Annotated in this window: 15 protein-coding genes; 2 read left to right on the top strand and 13 right to left on the bottom strand. The window is 39.3% G+C overall.

Annotation, left to right across the window (positions count from 1 at the left end):
• Window positions 1-22 precede the first annotated feature (22 nt).
• Together KO525_RS03275 and sbcB are read left to right on the top strand one after the other, a co-directional pair.
• Window positions 23-643 carry a LysE family translocator gene (locus tag KO525_RS03275; RefSeq protein WP_215962361.1) on the top strand — a complete coding sequence of 207 codons (621 nt, stop codon included), beginning with the start codon at window positions 23-25 and terminating at the stop codon, window positions 641-643.
• Window positions 644-654: 11 nt separating this feature from the next.
• The gene (gene sbcB / locus KO525_RS03270; RefSeq protein ID WP_215962360.1) at window positions 655-2082 is read left to right on the top strand and encodes an exodeoxyribonuclease I; all 1428 of its coding nucleotides are present in this window, start codon (window positions 655-657) and stop codon (window positions 2080-2082) included.
• Between the two features lie 218 nt (window positions 2083-2300).
• Here the strand turns inward: sbcB and KO525_RS03265 are convergent, their stop codons facing one another.
• From KO525_RS03265 to pepN, 13 genes are all read right to left on the bottom strand, one after another.
• Window positions 2301-2858: a GNAT family N-acetyltransferase gene (locus tag KO525_RS03265; protein ID WP_215962359.1), complete on the bottom strand. Its 558-nt coding sequence runs from the start codon at window positions 2856-2858 to the stop codon at window positions 2301-2303.
• Between the two features lie 59 nt (window positions 2859-2917).
• Window positions 2918-3202, bottom strand: coding sequence for a hypothetical protein (locus tag KO525_RS03260; RefSeq protein ID WP_252736609.1), 285 nt, complete (start codon window positions 3200-3202; stop codon window positions 2918-2920).
• A gap of 225 nt (window positions 3203-3427) precedes the next feature.
• Entirely contained in the window at window positions 3428-4090 is a 663-nt protein-coding gene (locus KO525_RS03255; protein WP_215962357.1) for a hypothetical protein, read from the bottom strand.
• Window positions 4091-4112: 22 nt separating this feature from the next.
• A complete protein-coding gene (locus tag KO525_RS03250) occupies window positions 4113-5324 on the bottom strand; it encodes a phosphopentomutase (RefSeq protein WP_215962356.1) in 1212 nt (403 codons plus the stop codon).
• Complete coding sequence (locus KO525_RS03245) at window positions 5321-5857, bottom strand: cell division protein ZapC domain-containing protein (RefSeq protein ID WP_215962355.1); 537 nt, start codon at window positions 5855-5857, stop codon at window positions 5321-5323. Before KO525_RS03245 ends, KO525_RS03250 begins: the two co-directional genes overlap by 4 nt.
• A 73-nt stretch (window positions 5858-5930) precedes the next feature.
• Window positions 5931-6938, bottom strand: coding sequence for a quinone-dependent dihydroorotate dehydrogenase (gene pyrD, locus KO525_RS03240; RefSeq protein WP_215962354.1), 1008 nt, complete (start codon window positions 6936-6938; stop codon window positions 5931-5933).
• 66 nt (window positions 6939-7004) lie between these two features.
• Window positions 7005-11834, bottom strand: coding sequence for an NAD-glutamate dehydrogenase (locus KO525_RS03235; protein ID WP_215962353.1), 4830 nt, complete (start codon window positions 11832-11834; stop codon window positions 7005-7007).
• A 223-nt stretch (window positions 11835-12057) separates the two neighbouring features.
• The gene (locus tag KO525_RS03230) at window positions 12058-14361 is read right to left on the bottom strand and encodes an RND family transporter (protein ID WP_215962352.1); all 2304 of its coding nucleotides are present in this window, start codon (window positions 14359-14361) and stop codon (window positions 12058-12060) included.
• A gap of 10 nt (window positions 14362-14371) precedes the next feature.
• A complete protein-coding gene (locus KO525_RS03225) occupies window positions 14372-15367 on the bottom strand; it encodes a YCF48-related protein (protein ID WP_215962351.1) in 996 nt (331 codons plus the stop codon).
• A 126-nt stretch (window positions 15368-15493) separates the two neighbouring features.
• Window positions 15494-16852: a DUF1329 domain-containing protein gene (locus KO525_RS03220; RefSeq protein WP_215962350.1), complete on the bottom strand. Its 1359-nt coding sequence runs from the start codon at window positions 16850-16852 to the stop codon at window positions 15494-15496.
• A 13-nt stretch (window positions 16853-16865) separates the two neighbouring features.
• A complete protein-coding gene (locus KO525_RS03215; protein WP_215962349.1) occupies window positions 16866-18947 on the bottom strand; it encodes a DUF1302 domain-containing protein in 2082 nt (693 codons plus the stop codon).
• A 179-nt stretch (window positions 18948-19126) separates the two neighbouring features.
• Window positions 19127-19354 (bottom strand): DUF2835 family protein, encoded by a 228-nt coding sequence (locus KO525_RS03210; protein ID WP_215962348.1) that lies wholly within the window; start codon window positions 19352-19354, stop codon window positions 19127-19129.
• A 2-nt stretch (window positions 19355-19356) separates the two neighbouring features.
• Window positions 19357-21936, bottom strand: a complete 2580-nt coding sequence (gene pepN / locus KO525_RS03205) for an aminopeptidase N (protein WP_215962347.1) — start codon at window positions 21934-21936, stop codon at window positions 19357-19359.
• Window positions 21937-21976: the final 40 nt, after the last annotated feature.

The raw sequence follows: 21976 nt of genomic DNA, 5'->3' as shown, positions 1-21976 counted from the left end.
TGATTATCATGCGAGTATAGCAATGACATTTATTGAATGGTTGCCATTAGCCTTTGTTTGTTTGCTTGGCGCCGCGACACCCGGACCGAGTTTAGCCATTATTTTAAATCAAACCTTTAGCCAAGGGGCTAATGCAGGCCGATTAGCCAGTATTAGCCATGCAATTGCCGTTGGAATTTATGCAGTTGGCGCCATATTGGGTTTGTCTTCTTTGTTCCAAGCAGTACCTATGCTGGCTAATATTTTAATTACACTAGGGGCGTTGTACCTTATTTATCTGGGTGTAATGTTGATACGCTCAACGAATAAGCCAGAGCCGGTTATTAATAATCATTCAGTAATGGCAAACGACGGCGTCAAACAAGCTTTTATTATTGCCTTCCTTAATCCGAAACTTGCCGTTTTCTTTTTTGCATTATTTAGTCAATTTATTCCAACTAGTGGAACGTCGATTACCACTGCGACTATTTTAGTGGGTACAGTATTATTCATCGATATGTTGTGGTATTTAGCCATAGTACAAATTGCCACAACAATTAAAAAACGAACGCAAATTAGCAATAAAAATGTACGTCTACTGAAGTTACTTCAAGGCGGCCTCTTTATTTTAATTGCGGTAAACGCACTTATTTTTACGAACTAAAAACTGAATTTATGATGCAAGAAACATTTTATTGGTACGATTTCGAGTCATGGGGAACCAGCCCTAAAAAAGACAAACCTTCACAATTTGCAGGGATCCGCACAGACATGGATCTGAACATTATTGGCGAGCCTCTTGTCGAATACTGCCAGATACCAAACGATTATCTTCCGCACCCTGAAGCCGCATTAATTACCGGTATTACCCCGCAAACTACTTTGCAAAAAGGGTTAATTGAACCTGAATTTATAAAACGTATCCATCAAGAAATAAGCAGACCCAATACAATTAACATTGGTTATAACAATATTCGTTTTGACGACGAAATGATCCGCTACACACTCTATCGAAATTTTTATGACCCGTATGCCTATAGCTGGCAAAATGGCAATTCAAGATGGGACATTTTGGATATGGTACGTGCGTGTTACGCGCTTCGCCCAGAAGGCATAAATTGGCCAACAGATGATGAAGGTAAACCAAGTTTTCGATTAGAAAAGCTAACTGCGGCAAATGGTATCGACCACGGCAATGCCCATGATGCTTTAGCCGATGTCATCGCGACGATTGAACTAGCAAAGTTGATTAAGACCAAACAACCAAAGTTATTTCAGTTTTTGCTTGCGCATAGAAATAAACAACAATTGTCTGACATGATAGATGTTTACCGTTCAACACCTCTTGTTCATACCACAGGTATGTTCTCGGCGTGGCAAGGTTGCACCTCCTGGGTGGCACCAATTGCGTTCCATCATAAAAACAAAAATGCTGTTGTGGTATATAACCTTCAACAAAACCCAGAACCTTTAACTCATCTTAGTGTTGAACAAATTGCGGAAAAGCTATATACAAAAACCGAAGATTTAGGTGGCGAAGCGCGTATTGGGTTAAAACAAGTGATGCTTAATAAATGCCCTATTTTAGCGCCTGCCAAAACATTACTACCAGAAAACGCAGAGCGGCTGGGCATCGACCGGTCTGCATGTTTAAAGCATCTAGCATTTTTGCAGAAAAACCCAGAACTTAAACAAAAACTAGCCGCGGTATTTGAAATAGAGCGAGAGTTTGAAAAAGAAACAAATCCAGAATATCGATTGTATGACGGTTTTCTAAGTGAACCTGATAAGCAACAAATGGCGATGATCCACCAACATCCAATTATAGATCACTGGAAACTTACCCCCAATTTCACAGATGACCGGTTAACTGGATTATGGCGCTTATACAAAGCTCGGTACTTTACCAATATGTTAACACCGGAAGAACTTAACTGGTGGCAAAACTATCGAACGGACAAATTAATGAATGGTTATGACTCGCCAAATTTAACGGCCTCTGAATTCCAGCTGAGTTTGGAAAATAATTTAGAAAGTAATCAAGATAGTGACGCGGCTAAAGCGTTATTAAAAGAACTTTATTTATATGTGCAATCTATTTAAAAGTGGGTGACAAAATTGCGGTAATTTTGTTTATGTCAAAAGCACAAATATAGATACAGGTACAAAAATAGCGTTTAATTAAATGAGGTTCGTCACATCGAGCTGCGAACCTCCCCCATTAAAATAAACAATTAATTTGGCGCTGACTCTCATTTTCTAACGCTTTTATCTTTAAACACTTTTAGTTGTCACATAACTAATATTTTAGACAGTGGTGATTAGCGCACAAGTCGCATATCGACATTATTTAAACGATTATAATCAGTATAAAATTCACCGATTTCGACAAAACCAAACTTTTTATATAAGTTGCGGGCCAATAAATTTGGCTCTTGAGTTCCGCCCATTAGCACTAAACTCCTAATTTTTGACTTGTCAAAATAGCGCAACAATGCGTCCAACCCCAGACTTGCCAGGCCCTGTCCTTGATAGTTATCGTGGATACAAGGGGCAAATACTGGATCTAATGCAAAATCGAGCTCAATACCATAACTTGAATAACGACTGCCTTCGTTGGGGTATTCATTAAAATCAACAATAAAATAACCAACAACTTGGGTTTCAGTAACGATGATAAAACGTGAAACATTGTCCACATCGATGTTTTTACAGATCACGTATTTTGCATATTCTCTGTCTAGAGGATGTGGACCAAACTTTGATCGCGTTTGCGGAGAAAGCGATTCAAAAAATTCACCTAAAATTCCGGAATCATTTTTAACCAGTGAACGAAGTGTAAATGGGTAGCCATTTGGTGAATGAATTAATACGTGCATTTATCTTCCTAAACTCTCAATTAATGTCAAAAACCCTTGAACATCTGGTTTAAAGCAAATTATGCCTTCGTCACCGAAAAGCGTAATTTACAATCAATGTACTTGAGCATACGATTCACAATTTCTGGGGCCTCATGTTCCAAATTTTCAACGTTGGTCTGCGCCGACACTAAAATATCGCATTGCTCTAATTCGATCCTTTGTCTGACATAAAAGTCATTAATGTCATCTAAGCTCATACCTGTCAAAGGGACCAAACCTACAAATCGATTTTCAACGCCCTGTGTTTCATAACTTGCCCCAATTACCTCACGCGCCAAAGTAAATGCCTGTAGTTTATTCAAACTTAAAAACCTAAAATAGGCATTTGTTTTTGTACTTGTTTTGTCCACTAAAGCCAATCCTCTCTGCATTGAAATAATGTGCTTGCCAGTTAAAACTATTATCAAAGGTTGTTATTTTTTATCTCTTACAAAAAAACACAGTAAACGCATTTATTTACTGTGTTTTTATATTCTTATATTGATATTCGGTAATATGACTGACGGCCTATATTATCGACTAGAATTTTACTTACTCAGTTTGAATGGACCAAAATAACCGTTATCTTTGTCTTCTTTTACTTGCTCGACAATAATTTTATTGCGTGAAGTGTCCGAAGTGTAAATTTTATACGTTTGTTGCGACACTTGAGTTTCACACCAATTCGGGTAATGGGATTTGAATTCTACAAACGCTTTTTTCGAAATGGTATTTGATACTAACTTTTGGCCCATTACCAATTGATTCAAGGTTTTCATTTGGGCGGGACTGCAACGGCCTGAAATGTTTAGATTGTTGGTTTCAATACCAACTATTGCTAAAAACTTGGTCACTTCTAACTGGCTTGCATCTTGTACCCATGGACTGCCGTAATCACGACCAAAAAAATCATCACCAACGTAAAAATTTCCAACAAATCTTTCATCTCGGTACAAGGTTAAATATACATCGCCTTCAATTGTGTCTGAAAACGGCTGTTTCCAGCCTTTACTATGACTATTAATAAAACTAATAATCTGTTCAATTTGAGCCGGTGTAGAAATTAGCATGGGTTCATTTTGACTATTCCCTTCACCTGTTAACATCACTTTGATTAAATTAACGTCCTTTTGTTGTGGAGGCAGTTGTTCTTTACCTGCACAAGCGATAACCATTACGCTAATAAGTATGCATAGTAATATTCTCATCACGATATTTATCCTTTATTTAAAATTATTTTGATATATCCGTCCAAAATGACGTTCCGTAATCCAGCTGCGCTAAACCAAATTGTTTACTCAGTGTTTGTCCCAAATCAGCAAACGTACTTCGCTCACCTAAATTAACCGCGTTTATTGAAGGCCCATAGGCAATCACAGGGACATATTCGCGGGTATGGTCCGTACCTGGCCAAGTCGGATCGCAACCATGGTCAGCTGTTATGTACAAAACATCTTGTTTGGTTAAACAGGCCAATAACTCAGGGATCCGTGAGTCAAAATACTCCAGTGCTTTGGCATATCCTACAATATCTCGACGGTGACCATAATCTTGGTCAAAGTTAACTAAATTGGTGAATATGATTGTTTGTTCTGTTGCAGTCGACTTTATTTGTTCAATTGTTTTATCAATCAAAGCTTCCAAACCTGTCGCTTTGTATTTTGCAGTGATACCTTGGTCTGCATAAATATCTGCTATTTTTCCAATACTGATCACGTCTCCGCCAGCGTCAAACAACTTATCTAACACTGTCGGTGCCGGTGGTAACACTGAAAAATCTTTACGATTTCCGGTACGTTTAAACGTGTTAACGTCTTCACCTACAAATGGTCGAGCAATTACCCGCCCGATATTGTGTTCATCTAAAACCCGTCTAGCCACCAAACAAAAGTCATATAATCGCTCTAATCCAAAATGCTCTTCATGAGCAGCAACTTGGAAAACACTGTCGACAGAGGTATAACAGATGGGCTTTAGCGTGTTGATATGTTCTTCACCAAACCAAGTTAACACATCTGTCCCCGGCGCATGGCGATTAGCCAAAATGCCATCCACGCCCGCTTCATGGCAAATTTGGTCAATTATGTGCTGCGGAAAGCTATTTTGTTTTTCTTTGAAATACCCCCATTCAAACAACACAGGTACGCCTGCCATCTCCCAATGACCACTTGGCGTATCTTTGCCTGAAGAAATTTCAGCCATATAACCATAAGAAGCAATCAGGTCGACTTCAGGTAGATTTGGGTAGGTAACATTATTGGCTTCAGCGCAAATGTTAAACATGCCCATTTTTTGTAAATTTGGAAGCTTTATCGGATCGCCGATTTTATCCATATGCTGGACGATATGGTGGAACGTATTTGCCCCTGCGTCACCAAACGCTTCTGCATCCGGCGCTTGGCCTACGCCTAAACTATCAGCGACTAAAATAATTGCTCTTGTCATAATTGGTCACCCTGTAATTTGAAATCAACGGGAGTCAATCTATCGTTATGGACTTTAATAACATGACCACGCTTAATATCTTTTGTCTCATTTAAATTATGACGTTCACTAATCAACATCACATAAGAAGCATTGTCTTCAATCGTTAACACAATATAAACAGCACTGTCATAGGCACTTAGCTTGACCAACTGACGAGGTTTAATTGTTCTAGTTGGACTTTTGGCAAATCTAAAATACCAACTCTTAGCCGCCATTGGTTTGATATATAAGGTGCCGACAGTGGCAAAGATGGCAAGTTTAAAGCGCTGTTCCGCATTAAAGTCCATTTGAGAAAATAACTCACAAAAGCCACTGTAAACTTCTGCATCCGATGTCGAAAATGGCATGCCATCAGTGATTTTCTCTACCAAGCTGTCTAATTTGAAACCTGTCGGGAAGCCAATCTCTGACGACAAATGTAATATCAACTGACGATCGTTGGGAGACAAATGCCACCACCAATTAACACCGTTGTTCGCTACATTTTGCAAATGAATTTACCCTTATTAAACTCTCAATCACCAATTTAACTGACACAATTAATAAGGGCAAGTTTCTCAACAATTACAAACCCGTTACTATGTCCTTTATGAGTTTCGGACCTTGGTAAATAAAGTTGCTATAGACCTGAACCAAACTTGCGCCGGCATCCAGTTTTTCTTTAGCCGCTTCTAGTCCGTTTATGCCACCAACCCCTATAATAGGAATATCTCGATTAATTGCTCTGATCATTTTTATAACGTCGGTACTCACATCACGAACAGGGTCACCACTTAAACCACCGGCTTCGTCTGCATGTTCTAATCCAGCAACCGCTTCGCGCGACAATGTCGTATTGGTGGCAATTATGCCATCCATACCCTGTGTAACGATACAATCCACAACTTGTTCAACTGCTATCTTGTCCATATCTGGCGCAATCTTTACTAAGATAGGAACATATTTATGGTGCTCTGCTTGTAGCTCGAGTTGTCTATTTTTAACTGCCGCTAATAATACTTCGAGAGAATCACCAAACTGCAGATCTCTTAAACCTGGGGTATTCGGCGATGAAATATTTACCGTAATATAATCCGCGTATGGGTAGACTTTTTCGAGGCAAGCAACATAATCTTCATGCCCTTTCTCGTTCGGCGTATCTTTATTTTTACCGATATTAATGCCCAAAATACCTTTGTATTTTTTATTTCGAACATTTTTAATTAGGTTATCGACACCATGATTATTAAAACCCATTCGATTAATAATGGCATTTTTTTCAGTGATCCTGAACATCCGTGGTTTAGGATTACCGGGTTGGCCGACAGGTGTTACTGTACCGATTTCAATAAATCCAAATCCCATTTGTCCTAACGCATCGATACACTCACCGTTTTTATCTAACCCTGCTGCTAATCCAACAGGATTAGGGAAGGTTAAGCCTAACAACTTTACTGGTTTTTCTGGGAGATTTTGTTTCCAAACCAAAGATGCAGGTGTATTTGCAAATCGTTTCAAGTTTTTTAATGCAAATTCATGCGCCCATTCCGCGTCACGGCTGAACATAAATCTCTTGGCTAATTGGTAAAACATCAGATCCCCTTAAATATAAAAACGCCCCGAATTTCGGGGCGTAGTGTATGTTACTTAACGATAAATTTAAACCGCCGTTTCACAATGATGGCTGAGCAACATCAGTTCTCTTAATGCTACAGAGAACTTAGCAAACTCATGACTGTCCGAGGTTTTAAACTCAGCTATCATTTGCTGCCAACGGGCTAGAATCGAACTGTATTCGTCTTTCCATTTGTCATAAACTTCAAGTGTATTTTTATTTGACTCTTCGAAGTGTATAACAGCGCCAGTTAATGCACGTTGTTGCCAATCCAACTCTTCGCGGTAACTCGCTCTAGCTAAGGCTTGCCAGTGGTTGCCAACAGCTTGATTGGTGATTTGGTCTAAGAACCAATGTAATCCCATATCAGCACCTAAGGTGTAATACAAGGCTGCGACTTCTTCTACTTCTCGATCTGCTGTTCGTGCAACATCAGCAATATCCATAATAGAGAAGATTGAACTCAATTGCGCTACATAAGCCGCAATATGAGTTGGAACGCCTTCGCGTTCAAAGTCATTTTGTAAAGAGACCAACATGCCTTTCTCTTTTTCAACAAGGTAATCGCCCAACTTACCGTTCATTTTCTCAAATGTAGGTTTATAAAGGGAAATTGACTCTGCTATATTTTGCGACTTATTACGATGTCTCAAGAACCAGCGAGCTGCACGACGAATCGTACGGCGCATTTGATGCAACATTTCAGTTTGAACAATCGCAGGGATCTTATTATCTAATTTCTCAATTTCTGCCCAAACGTCTTGTAAACCAAATACTTCACGAGCGATAACATAACAGGTTAAGACTTCATCTACAGGCGCGCCCGTTTCTTCTTGCATACGAATAACAAAGTTTAAACCCATGTCATTTACGACTTCGTTTGCTAATTTTGTCGCGATAATTTCTTTACGAAGCGGATGAGATTGGATCTGCATCTCGTACTTAGTTTGCAATTGTTGCGGGAACGCATTAATTAAAAGATCTTTATAATATGGGTTGCTATCTATTTCATCGATTGCAAATTGTTCTTTTAATATCATTTTGCCGTAAGCAACTAAAACAGCAAGCTCAGGTCGCGTGAAACCGGCGCCTTTTGCTTGACGCTCAGCAACCTCTTCGTCATTTGGTAAAAATTCCAACTCGCGATCCAGTTTGCCAGCTTTCTCTAACGCATGGATAAAGCGAAGTTGTTCTTTAACTAAACTTTGCCCTTTTAGCTCAGTAATCGAAATTGTATGTGTTTGACGATAACAATCTTGAATTACAATTTTTGAAACATCATCAGTCATTTCATATAACGTTTGATCTCGATGTTTCTTTGTTAACTCGCCTTCGTTAACAAGCTGATTGAGTAAAATTTTGATATTTACTTCGTTATCAGAACAATCCACGCCACCAACATTATCTACAAAGTCTGTATTGATCCTACCGCCACTCGCTGCAAATTCGATTCGACCCAGCTGAGTCAAACCTAAGTTACCGCCTTCGCCAAATATCTTAGCGCGCAACTCAGAACCATTTACACGTAACGCGTCATTAGCTCTGTCGCCAACTTGAGCGTCATTTTCAGATTTTGCTTTGACGTATGTACCGATACCACCATTCCAAATTAAGTCCACTGGCATTAGTAAGGCCGCTTTCATTAATTCGGTTGGGGTCATTGATGCTTTTTTGGTGCCCAACATTTTTTTCATTTCAGGGCTAAGTGGAATTGACTTAGCGCTTCTTGAGAAAATCCCGCCACCTTGAGAAATTAGCGATTTATCATAGTCTTCCCATGATGAACGAGGTAATTTAAATAAACGGTCACGTTCGACATACGTGCTAGCCGAATCTGGATTCGGGTCGACAAAGATGTGCATATGGTTAAACGCAACTTGTAACCTGATATGTTTAGACAACAGCATACCATTACCAAATACGTCTCCAGCCATATCTCCAATTGCAACACAGGTAAAATCAGTTGTTTGACAATCGGTACCCATTTCGCGGAAATGGCGCTTAACGGATTCCCACGCACCACGTGCGGTGATCCCCATTTTCTTGTGGTCATAACCAACACTGCCGCCAGAAGCAAAAGCGTCGCCTAACCAGAAGTTATATTCATCAGAAATTGCATTGGCGATATCTGAGAATGTTGCGGTACCTTTATCGGCTGCAACAACTAAATAGGTATCATCTTCATCATGACGAACCACACTTTTAGGTGGGATAACTTCACCTTTAATTATGTTGTCTGTGACATCTAACAAACCTCTTATAAAGGTTTTATAACATTCTTGTCCTTCAGTGAAAAAGGCATCACGGCCTCCCGATGTCGGCAGTTGTTTACAAACAAACCCACCTTTGGAGCCATTCGGCACGATAACTGTATTTTTAACTTGTTGTGCTTTTACCAAGCCAAGCACTTCCGTTCGGAAATCTTCCATACGGTCCGACCAACGTAAACCGCCACGAGCGACTTTACCACCTCGAAGATGCACACCTTCAACACGAGGACTGTAAACAAATATCTCAAATTTCGGGCGTGGCAATGGCACTTCAGGAATTTGCTCAGGTAACAATTTAAACGAAATATAAGGTTTAATGTTGCCCTGCTCATCATTTTGATAAAAGTTAGTACGCAAAGTTGCGTCCATCAAAGTGATGTAAAGACGTATAATTCGATCGTCATCTAAGTTAGCGACATTGTCGAGGTCGACCAATATTTGATCTTTGGCCTTTTCATATTTTTTAACACTATGTTTAGTTGGATTAAATTTATGTTCAAATAGTTTAACCAATTTACCTGCAATTTTAGGGTAGCGGTCAAAGGTCGATTCAATATAGCTTTGTGAGAAGGTAACACCAATTTGACGCATATATTTTGCGTAGGCACGAATTACTGACGCTTCACGGCCACTTAATTTAGCCCCTAAAATGAGTCGATTGAAACCGTCATTTTCTAATCTATTTTCCCAAACCGCGGCAAATGCTTGTTGGAATAAATCACGAGTTAAATCAAAATCACTATTATCGGCATTAGTGAGTGTCATGGTGAAGTCCATGATCCAATTTACACCTGTTTCCATAGCAACAGCATATGGCGTCTCACCAATGACTCGCAGACCAAAGTTTTCTAAAATAGGCAGTACATCAGACAAATGAATTGGTTCGTCTTTATGGAAAAGACTTAATCGAACCGCATTTTTATCAACTGATTCCTGAGCACGATAAAATAACATTGCCAATTTATTGTTGTCGGTTAGCTTTTCTAAGAACGAAATATCGACGGTGGCGGTAGAAGGTAAAATTTCTTCTTTGTAGCCTTTTGGAAACGCTTTAGCGTAACGGGCTGCTAATTCACGACCTTTCGCACTACCGTGAGTTTTTGTTAGCGCAGTGGCGAGTTTGTCTTCCCACGTTTTTGCGGCTTCGATTAGGTTGTTTTCAATATCTTTCACGTTTAATTCAATGTCCTTTTCAGTGGCGTGAACAATGTAATGTGTTCGCGCTAAAGGTGACTCAGAGAAATATGTGGTAAATTCAACAGAGCCATCGCTACCTAGTGCATTATTTAAAATCTCTTGCGTATCTCGACGTAACGCGGTGTTGTAACGTTCCCGACGCACGAACACCATACAAGAATAAAAGCGACCATAGGTATCTTTTCGGATAAACAACTTGGTCATATCACGTTCTTGCATTTGTAAAACACCTAATGCAACTTCTCTTAAGTGCTCATCACTTGCTTGGATTAATTCGTCACGAGGATACGTTTCCAGAACATTAAGCAATGCTTTTTGCGCGTGGCTGCCCTCGGCAAAGCTGCTACCTTCCGTAATGCGTTGTAACTTAATATTTAACAACGGTATATCCTGCACTGAGGAATTATAAAAACTCGCAGCATATAAGCCGATAAAACGATGTTCACCGACAACATTACCCTCGTCGTCAAACTTTTTAATGCCGATATAATCCATATAGGCCGGACGATGCACGCGGGACTTGGAATCGGTTTTGGTTAATACTAAGACATTATCTGAAAATGCTTCTGCACGGGCAACATCTGAAAGCTCACTAAGCAGACGAACACTACTGGCTCGGTTTTTCATTAAGCCAAGAGATGTTTCGTCCACACCTTTAATTGAAAAGTCCCCTTTAACCGCTTTCACAGTGTATTCACGATACCCCATCAAGGTAAAATTGTGATCGGCTATCCAATCTAAAAACTCCAGGCTAGTTTGTTTGCCTGCTTCATTTTTGATTTTTGCATTCTTAGCTTCATCAATACATTGCGCCAATTTTTGTTCAATTGGTTTCCAATCTTCAACTGCAATACTGACATCAGATAATACAGAACTGAGTTCTTCAGCTAATGCATCTAGTTGTTTTTGTTCAGATTGACGATCGACCTCGATAAAGAAAACCGTTTGAGTATTCGTAGATTTAGTCGCATCTTTCAAATCGACTATTTCTACAACCGCACCCTTTTTATCTCGATTAACTTTAATCGGTGAGTGCAATAATAAATGAGAAGTGATATTTAATCGATTTAAGGTCATTCGAACTGAGTCGACTAAAAATGGTAAATCGTCTACGACAATTTGCACGATTGTATTTTCAGAACTCCAACCGGTATTGCCAAGTTCTGGATTAAATACTTTTATTGTTGATTCTGCTGACTTTGTATCGCTAAAATCGTTATAAAGGCTCAAAGCTGCGCCATACAGATCTTCGTCGATGCGTTTGTCTAAATCCTCATTGGACAGATTTTCGAATAAAATGGATGCAAATTTCTCGACTAACGTTTGACGTTCAGCAGCTACTTTTTCACTGATTAGCTTTGATACGTTTTTTAAAATTACAGACGAGGAATTACGTAACAAGGTCATTGCCGTATCCTTATTGAGTTGTAGGGATTATTTATATTATTATTTTTATCGTTTTCGACAATTAGTGTAGACCTATTTTGTCACTAAATGAAGTGTATTTTTAGTGGTCTAACCCGCGAAAATTCAAGTAGTTAAATTAAAATCGAAAGATATGCAGAGGCTTTAAATAAAAAAGCGGCTTTACGCCGCTTTTATAACTAATTATTCACATTTAGGTGCTAAATTATTTTTGATTTTTTTTGCGCCAAAGCAGAGATGCAAGCGCGGGAAGTATGATTATCGCACCTAGCATGTTCACCAAGAACATAAAGGTTAGCAAAATCCCCATATCTACTTGGAATTTTAACGCCGAGAATGCCCAGGTACTCACACCAATAGCAAGCGTCAAACCAGTAAACAAAACAGCGCTTCCACGTTCTTTTAACGCTAAGAAGTAAGATTCTGTTAAATTCCGCCCCGCACGTAATGACTCAACCATAGTCGATAAAATGTATATCCCATAGTCAACGCCAATACCAACCCCTAGCGCAATAACCGGCATGGTCGATACAGTTAGCCCTATTTGTAAATAGGTCATCAATGCTTGTGCTAAAGTTGACACGACAAATAACGGTAAGACCACAGAAATAGTTGCTTTAACCGACCTAAAGCTGATTAGACATAAAATGATTACAGCGCCGTATACATACCACATCATTGGTGTTTGGGCTGCTGCTACCGCTTCATTTGTCGCCGCCATTACACCTGCTGACCCGGATGCCAATTGGAATTTGATATCGTCTGTTTCTAGTTCTAACTTAGCTTCCTTAACGGCCTTAACTAAACCTTCAATTGTTTCCGCTTTATGATCTTCCAAAAACAGAATTATAGGCATAATACTGCAGTTGCGATTTAATAAGCCTGAACTCGTTTCTATTCTTGCACTTGACTGCGCTAATGACTGAGGATTTCTTGGCAAAGAACGCCATTTCAAATTACCTTCGTTTACACCTGTACTAACTATCTTTGCAACGGTAGAAAGACTAATGGCTGATTGTACGCCATCGACGTTGGCTAAACGCCATTGGAAACGGTCAACACGTTCCATCACATCATGATAAGTACAACCACTGTCACGGGTTTCTACGATAACTTTTAATACATCCGTCGAAATAGCATAGCGGTCAGTTATTAACATTGTGTCTTGGTTATAACGGCTTTCACTATGCAACGCTGGTGCGCCAGCCTGCATGTCGCCAATTTTCATTTCTAAACTTTTAAAATAACCAAACGCAAATAAACCTGCCGTTATCACGAGAATAATTGCCGCATTTTTAGGTTCCGTAAACTTAGCTAGCGCGCGCCACAAGTTATCGTGCGTCCCTTCTGGCTGGGCCTTAAACTGCTTATCAAAATCGATAAACGACGATAAGACAGGCAATAAAAATAAGTTAGTAAAGATAATAACTGCTACACCTAAACTCGCCGTTATTGCTAACTCTCGAATAATACCGATATCAATGGTTAATAACGTTAAGAAGCCGACAGTATCGGACAGCAATGCGATACCACCTGGAATGAGTAATTTACAGAAGCTTGTACAACATGCTTGATATGCCGTATTTCCCTCGTGAACTCGTTTTCCGATGGAGTTAATCATTTGAACACCATGGCTGACACCAATCGCAAACACCAAAAATGGCACTAAAATAGACATTGGGTCAAGACCAAATCCAAGTGTATTTAACATGCCGAGTTGCCAAACAACGGCCATAAAGGAACACAAAATCGGTAAAATAGTTAGCTGTATAGAGCGAATAAAGATCCAAACCATTATTGCCGTTATTGCAATGGCGATACCAAAAAACATGACAACGTCTTTCGCACCGTTCGCGACATCACCAATCATCTTGGCAAAACCGATTATATGGACACTAACTTTGTCAGTTTCAAACTTGCCACGGATCTCACGTTCCAAGCTTTCAGCCATTTCTATACTATCGAGCTTTTTACCTGTCTCTGGGTTTATTTCTAATAACTGACTTGAAACCATAGCACAGCTGTAATCATCAGAAACAACACGTCCCACGATCCCTGCTTTTTCTATGTTTTCTTTTACTACAGCTAAGTCCGCAGCATTTGCTTTAAAGTCTGCAGGGATAACTGGACCGCCTGAAAAACCATCTTCAACGACTTCAATATATCGCGTAGACGGTGAATACAATGACTTAACTAACGTACGATTTATGCCAGGAATAAAAAAGAGTTGGTCGTGAACACCTTTAAGGGCGTTCAAAAATTCTTTATTGAAAATATTACCGTCACGGTCACAAACCGAAATATATATGCCATTTGCGCCACCAAAATCGGCACTATGTTTCATATACGTTTTCATATATTCATGATTTAGCGGAATATTTTTAGTGAAAGATGCGTCTAGCTGAATTTTAGTTGCTTGATAACCTAAAACTAATGTAACAATTGAAAACAAAATGACGACTAAGCTACGTCGTTTAAATAAAAATTTCTCTAGTGTTTTGATTAACATCAATTATCCCCTACTGCTTAGGTAATTTGTTAATTGAAATAGACTTTATGCCTGCTTCGGTCGCCATGACCAATGTATCGCGCCATTGAGTGCCAGATAAAATCGCCTTGCCATCTGCAAACGCTTTATGAGTAACTACGCCGTTTTTATAAATAAATAGATTTCCAGAGTTTGCGAACATGTAAATTGTTTCGTCCTTAATCAGCAAACTGTTTATGGTTGCAGACACAGGTGTATCAATATTGTCAAAATCACCGGTCTCGATATTTAACGAAAAAACGTTACCTCGTAATCCAGCTAATATTATATTTGATTTTGCTAACTCCTGAACTGAAAAATACGAGCCATAATACTCTGTTTCAAGTCGTTCCCAGTTTTTTCCTTGATTGTAACTGACGGCAGCGAACCCACCTTCACCACTTAAATACCAACCATGCTGCGCTAACGTAACACCGTTAAAGTGAGGTAATAAAAATTGTTTTTCAGTTTCGTAAGCTTCTGGTTCGAATTCTTTTATTTCTTGTAAATATTGACGATCTTCTTCCAGTAATAGCGCTTCTTTATAAGTGCTATCCCAGGTTTTCCCACCGTCATTTGAACTCCAAAAAAGGCCATATGCACCAACAATAACAATGTTTTGTCCTTGAATGTCCAAATTTAAAAATGGCTTGTCTGAACTAGGCTGATAGTTAACTATTTCCCATGCTTTGCCGCCATTTTCGGTTTTTAATAAAGTTTGATCATGACCAATAGCAAAACCGACTTGACTATCGACAAATTTAATTGCAGTTAGCAATACATTAACAGGCACATCCGCCTGTAACCAAATATCACCGTCTGAAGAATAAATGATATGACCACGTTCGCCGACGGCAAACATGGTATCGCCGACCAATTCGATGTCAGTTAATAAACTTTTAGCACTCAATTTGCTTTTAAAAGCGGGAATTGCATCGTTAATTTCATTGCTAATTGTTGACGCTGCTGCAAATGATGAAGCGCTCAATAGGCAACACTGGAGTAAAAAAAGTGGTACTAATAGGGAATTTTTCATGGCGTTCTAATTATGTTAATTACTTAAGTATAGGCAGAAATAAAAACGGTTGGAGAATCCAACCGTTTTTTTGGGTAACTATCGGTTACGTTTCATTGAGGATGTTGAGAAGTCTCTAGAACTCATTTCTTTCTGGAAGTTATACATTGTCTCTTGGTTGTCTAAACCAATTGCAATATAACGACGAGAGTTTAAGTCGTAATAGACATCTAACGTGCTCCAATGAGTAGGAACTTCATAATAGTTTAAACCATAGGCAACCGCGACACGGTATAGCTCATCACGGTTGTCATACAAGTCCGCAATGTGTATTTGCCAGCTATCTTCATCGATATAAAACGTACGTTTTTTATAGACGTGGCTAATACCATCTTTTAGTGTCGCTTCGACAACCCAAACACGGTGTTTTTCCCAACGAACAATATCCGTTGCAATATGACCAGGCTTGATAATGTCTTCATATTGCAATTTATCACTATGAAGCTTATAGCTGTTATATGGAATTAAAAGTTCTTTTTTACCTTTTAGTTCCCAGTTGTAACGGTCAGGTGCGCCATTATACATATCGAAATCATCGGTAGTACGAAGGCCATCTGACGCTGAACCAGGTGCATCATATGCAACATTTGGTGCGCGACTCAAACGTTTACGAGCATTATCCCAAAGCCAAGCTTGACGTGGCTTTTTGATTTGGTCCATTGTTTCATGTACTAGTAATTTAGATCCTGCTAAACGTGCAGGTTCAGTAATTTTTTGTTTGAATTTGAACAAAATATTACTTTCTTCTAATGACTCTGGTGTTGCATCTGGAGATGAATAATCAAGTAATATTGCTTCATCAAAACCAATATACGTGAAATCACCTGAAGCTGTTGGGGCCGCTTGGCCACCAAATCGAGTCGCACTCGTGCCACGGAAACGTAAAATATGATTCCAAATGGCTTCTAAACCATTTTTTGGTATTGGGAAAGGAACACCGATTGCTGCACCTTTAATACCATTGCCACCTTCAACAAGTTCAGCATTAGCAGCATTTTTCAACGTCGCGTCATATACGTACTGTGGGTAAGACGAGCTACGACGCGTTTGATAAACTTCTAATTTATAAGTATCAGGGTAAGTTTCTAACATCTTAGAAATACCCGGCGTTAAGAAGTCTGCGTATTGAGCTTTGTTGGCATTTGTGACTGTGTATAAAACCTTGTCGTCAGCGAATGGGTCAATATGATGCATACCAACTTCGTATCCAGGAGGAGGTGTTGTAATACCACCCGCCCAACCTGGGATTGAACCGTCTGCATTTGGTCCACGAACCGCTCCCATTGGAGTGAGTTCATTTGTTAGTTTCGCTACATCAGAGCTAGAAACTTTGGCAGACGCCGCTACTGACACCAAAGACAGTGTAATAGCAGACGTTAATAAAGTGATTTTATTCATTTTATTTTATCCCTTACAGCGAATATTTAACGTTAAATGACACATAGTCTCGGTCAGACATTTGGTTGATATTACCTACACCACCAAAGAACGAATTATAACCAAAACCAAATGACAATGAACTTTGATAAATTACGTCAACCGTTAGGCCAACCGATTTTTTATCTTCGTGGAATAAAAACAGTGGATCTGGTGTTATCCCATCAACGTCATGTGAATATACTAATTTAGGTTTGACATTAAATGAGCCAAACACACCATTAATTTCACCAACTAAAATAGCTCGGTAACCCCAAGCCGTATCTGTTGGGAAATTTTGAGTAAGATCTGCGCCATCTTGTACTGCTTGCAATAAACCACCGGCAACTGTTGAAGAACCGCTGCGAGGAGTACCTGGGGCATTAAAACGCATTTCGTCAGGAGAAGGCATATCTTTAATTGTGATATGACCAATTTCACCAACTAAGGCAACATTGTTAAAGCCTAACATAGGACCGAACATATGAACTGCTGTCATTTGCGCTTGAATTGTATCAACTAAACAATAACCCGACGCTGTTTCACCAAGCTGGACGCCACCTAACGGTACGTTACAACCCGCAACATCATAATCGCCTAATTGAGAGATCCCTGTTATCTCTGGACGTAATCCAGCGTTAGCAAGTTGCTCAGGCATAGCTGCAAATAACAATTCGGTATCATCAATTTGGATTGGTTCGTCCTGACGGTATGAAATTTCTCCAGAGACGGCCGTTGCACCAATTGTTGTATTAAAACTGAAACCATAAAGTTTAATGTCTTCTGGGAATTCAATTACACCTTTGGTAAATGCATTTAAATTATTAAATTGGGTCGTTGTTAAACCGCCAGCACCTTGTGCTGAAGCAATAATACCAAGATCCTGACCAACCGCACCGGCGGAGAAGTCTGATGATTTACCTGATATTAAAGGTCTGCGGCTATGATAATTGATGTAATAAAAACCAAAATCTGTGTAGTTTAAGTCTTCAGAGAACCAACCTAGTTTCAAACCAAACTGACCTTCATCTTTAGCTTTGATGTCTTGGTCACTCGCTCGAATAGCGTATTTACTGGCATAACCAGAAATATACATCCCAGCAGCTGTTTCCGCATCTATCTGACCTGTTGCTAACAACTTACCAATTTCATTAACACCAGCCATTACGCCGGCACTGTTCATATCTGGATTTGATGCAAAGTTAAGTTGAATACCATTGTATTGACCGCCATTTCCGACAAAGTCATTTGTCGAAAAATAAGACCCAGGTACAGGTAAATATGTTTGTTGCCACTCATATTGATAAAACGCTTCTAACGATACGTTTTCAGTAATGCCTAAATTGGCCCAAACCATACCCACTGGAATGAATGCTTCTTTTAAATCAGAACCTGGCGCTTTTAAACGAGCGATATCCACAGGTGTTACATTGATACCATGCGGTATTACTGTACTTTCACCCCAAGATAAAACTTGTTCACCAATTTTAATTGAAAGTGGATTTAGTCCATCGTTAAAATCAAAGTCAGCATAAACGTAAGCGTCTAAAAACCTAAAGTCCTGACATACTAATTCTTTTGCTTTATCGTCTTTACATGGATCAAATACTTCTCCGGTGACAGGATCTTTATAGCCAATCCCTTCAGCGGCAAAGTCTTTATAATACATAAAGCTTACCACGGCACCGTATGTATCCGCATTTACTCTTAGCTCATGAAAGCCTTTAATAACTTGTGAAAACGCTTCACCTGGATCGTAATTAAGGTTGCCTAAGTCACCATTGGTGCTGTATGAACCAAAAGAGTCCCATACATCTGTATTTACATATTTTGGTTGATAGCCAACATAACCACTCCAATCAAAGGTTTGGTTATTTGATTTACCGACCAAGCTTTCCATATTACGGTCTTCTATACGGTACGATGTACCGGCAGAAAATGTAGAGTCGAAGGATATATCGAAGTCGCCTAACTCATACTTAGCAGCGTGTAGACTAGCACTTTGCATTGCAAGTAATGCTACGGCTACACCAGCTACTACTGGTTTAAGCTTGGACTTGTGTTCCCCATTATTCATATTTTTCTCCCCTGCCCTCTAAGGATTATATTTGTAATTATTTTTGAGGTATTTCAGCTCATCGGATGAGCAGAAGTGTCATCAATCATTACACCATTTCAAACCCTGCGCAAGGGCAAAATGTCATAAATAAACGCTATAGTTGAAATATTTAAATTACATAGATGAAATAATGCTAGTTAATTTGAGATTTTGTGCAAAGAAATAAACTTATTATTCTCATCTATTTGCAATTCAAAAATACCAGAAACGCCACCTACCGTCATAAAATGGCGTACATGTTGAGCTGAAAGTCTAAGGCTGAGGCCGCCTTCAGTTCGAACTTGGATTGTAGTAAACAATCCTTGGTAGAACTCTCTGCACTCGCGCGCAGAGAGTTCTATTCGGAATCGATGTATTTTATTCATATCTAAGAAAGTGCGGCTGTAACCTTTTCAAATAAATCTGCAGAAATAGAATTATCCGACAGTTTTTGCAAACTTTTCGTCATTAATTCACTACGTTTTGTGTCATAACGAGCAAAACTCATTAATGGAACAATCATTCTTGAGGCAACTTGAGGATTAAATTGGTCGATTTTTAGCAGTAAATCAACGAGGAACTGATAACCACTACCGGACACATCATGATAACGTTTTTGATTACCCATAATAAACGCGCCATATAAAGCACGAATTCTATTTGGATTTTTTTCATCAAAACCAGGATGTTGAGACCATTGTGTCATCAATTCAAATACCTGTTCAGAATCAACACGACCAATTAATGACAACATTTTGTCCAAAACTAAGGTATTACCTTGGTATGTCTCATCCATTTTAGCCAATAACCGTTGCAATAACGCTATATCAGAAACTCGAGCAGCCTCTAACGCATTCATCTTTTCAGTCATATTTTGTGCTGATTCAAACGCTTGTTCGATAAATTCCACCGCTTTAGCGGTTTTTAAACGAGCAAGATAGCCTAATAATATTTGTTTCAACCTACGTTGCGCTACATTTGAAGGTTCATATTCTGTTGCAATATTTTGCAATGAACCTAAATTTGTAAACAAGTCTGTTTCGATAAACTGCGCTATCGACATTGAGATATTTTCTAAACCAGCAACGATTTGTTCTACATCGATGACGTCATAATGCTGCGAAATACTATCAAAATTAGGAATATTTAATAACTCAGCTTTGATAGCAGTATCTAGTGTCTCATCTTGAATAACAGTGGCTGCAAAGCTGTTTAATGCATCTGAACTACTTCGGCCTGATTGCACTTCATTTGCCCAAACCCGTTGAATCGCATCCCATCGACAAAATGGATCAGCTGCGTGTTTTGCGATAAATAAGAGTTGCTCATTTGTTTGAAGATAATCAATAGCAACTGGCGCTGAAAAGTTCTCAAACAATACTAACTCAACCGGCTCGTTCACTAATTCGTTAAAGTCATTCTGGGTTTGAGTCAGTGTCCATGTACCACGTTTAACTGACGCACCGGTACGTTTACTTAACAATTCATACTGAATTGGGATCATTAACGGTAACGTTGTTTCAGTTGTAGGTCGACTTGGAATAGATTGAGAAATACGAATTTGTAAACTAGAGCCTTCCATCGCGGTGTCGATTTTAACTTTAGGTGTGCCTGCTTGGCTGTACCAATTCTTAAACAAAGTGAGATCGGTATTATTAGCATCGGCCATTGCCGCGATAAAATCGTCACAGGTAACGGCTTGGCCATCATGGCGTTTAAAATATAAATCCATCCCTTTACGGAAACCGCTCGCAGTCAACAAACTATGTAACATACGAATAACTTCTGCCCCTTTGTCATACACAGTAACCGTATAAAAATTATTCATTTCAATAACTTTATTTGGTCGAATCGAATGCGCCATTGGGCCTGCATCTTCGGCAAATTGATGGGTTCTCATAATACTTGCATGTTTAATTCGTTCTAACACTTCACTGCCCATATCAGCACTGAATTGTTGATCACGAAAAACAGTCAAACCTTCTTTAAGGCTGAGTTGAAACCAGTCGCGACAAGTAACACGGTTCCCGGTCCAGTTATGGAAATACTCATGTGCAATGACCGCTTCAACACCGTGGTAGTCTGTGTCGGTTGCTGTTAACTGATTCGCCAAAACATACTTACTATTAAATATATTGAGTCCTTTGTTTTCCATCGCTCCCATATTAAAAAAGTCAACTGCAACAATCATATAGGTATCTAGATCATACTCTAGACCATAGGTTGTTTCGTCCCAAGCCATCGACTTTTTTAAGGACGCCATAGCATGACCAGCTTGGTCTAAATTGCCTTTATCAACAAAAATTTCTAATTTTACATTTTTGCCCGAGCGGGTCTTAAATTGGTCGGTCAGTAAATCAAAGTCACCGGCAACAAGTGCAAATAAATAACACGGCTTTGGATGTGGGTCGTGCCAGGTGATCCAGTGAACCAATTCTCCGTCTTCTTCAAGTTCGCCACTTGCTATGTTATTGCCATTCGACAATAAGAAAGGATAAGACTTTTTGTCCGCAAAAATTGTCACAGTGTAGACAGACAACACATCAGGACGGTCTAAGAACGGTGATATTTTACGGAACCCCTCAGCTTCACACTGCGTACAATAAACCCCTGATGACTTATACAAGCCTTCTAACGCTTTATTATTAGCCGGATCCGCCATAGATACGATAGTGAGTTCGAATTTGTCTTTATCGACGTCTATGATCAGTTTGTGGTGTTCAATAGTCCAATGTTCTTGCTCTAACACTTCGTCGTCTATCGATATCTCAATAACGTCTTTAACTTGGCTATCTAACACTAATTGCGTCGCCATCCTGTTTTGGCGAGTCATCTGATAAGTCGCTTTAACTAATGTCGCATTATCGTCTAAGTTAAACGATAAGTTTACTGTTGGGATGAGAAAGTCGGAAGTTTTATAATCTGATAAGTATTTTGCTTGCGGTTTCGATGAGTTTAATTCAGTCATTGGCGCGATGCTCTATGTTGAAAGAGTCACATTGCATTAA

The organism is Psychrosphaera sp. B3R10, from assembly GCF_018861025.1.
Taxonomy (GTDB): domain Bacteria; phylum Pseudomonadota; class Gammaproteobacteria; order Enterobacterales; family Alteromonadaceae; genus Psychrosphaera; species Psychrosphaera algicola.
The sequence above is the reverse complement of the archived record's forward strand: the minus strand, read 5'-3'. Positions and strand labels throughout refer to the sequence as shown.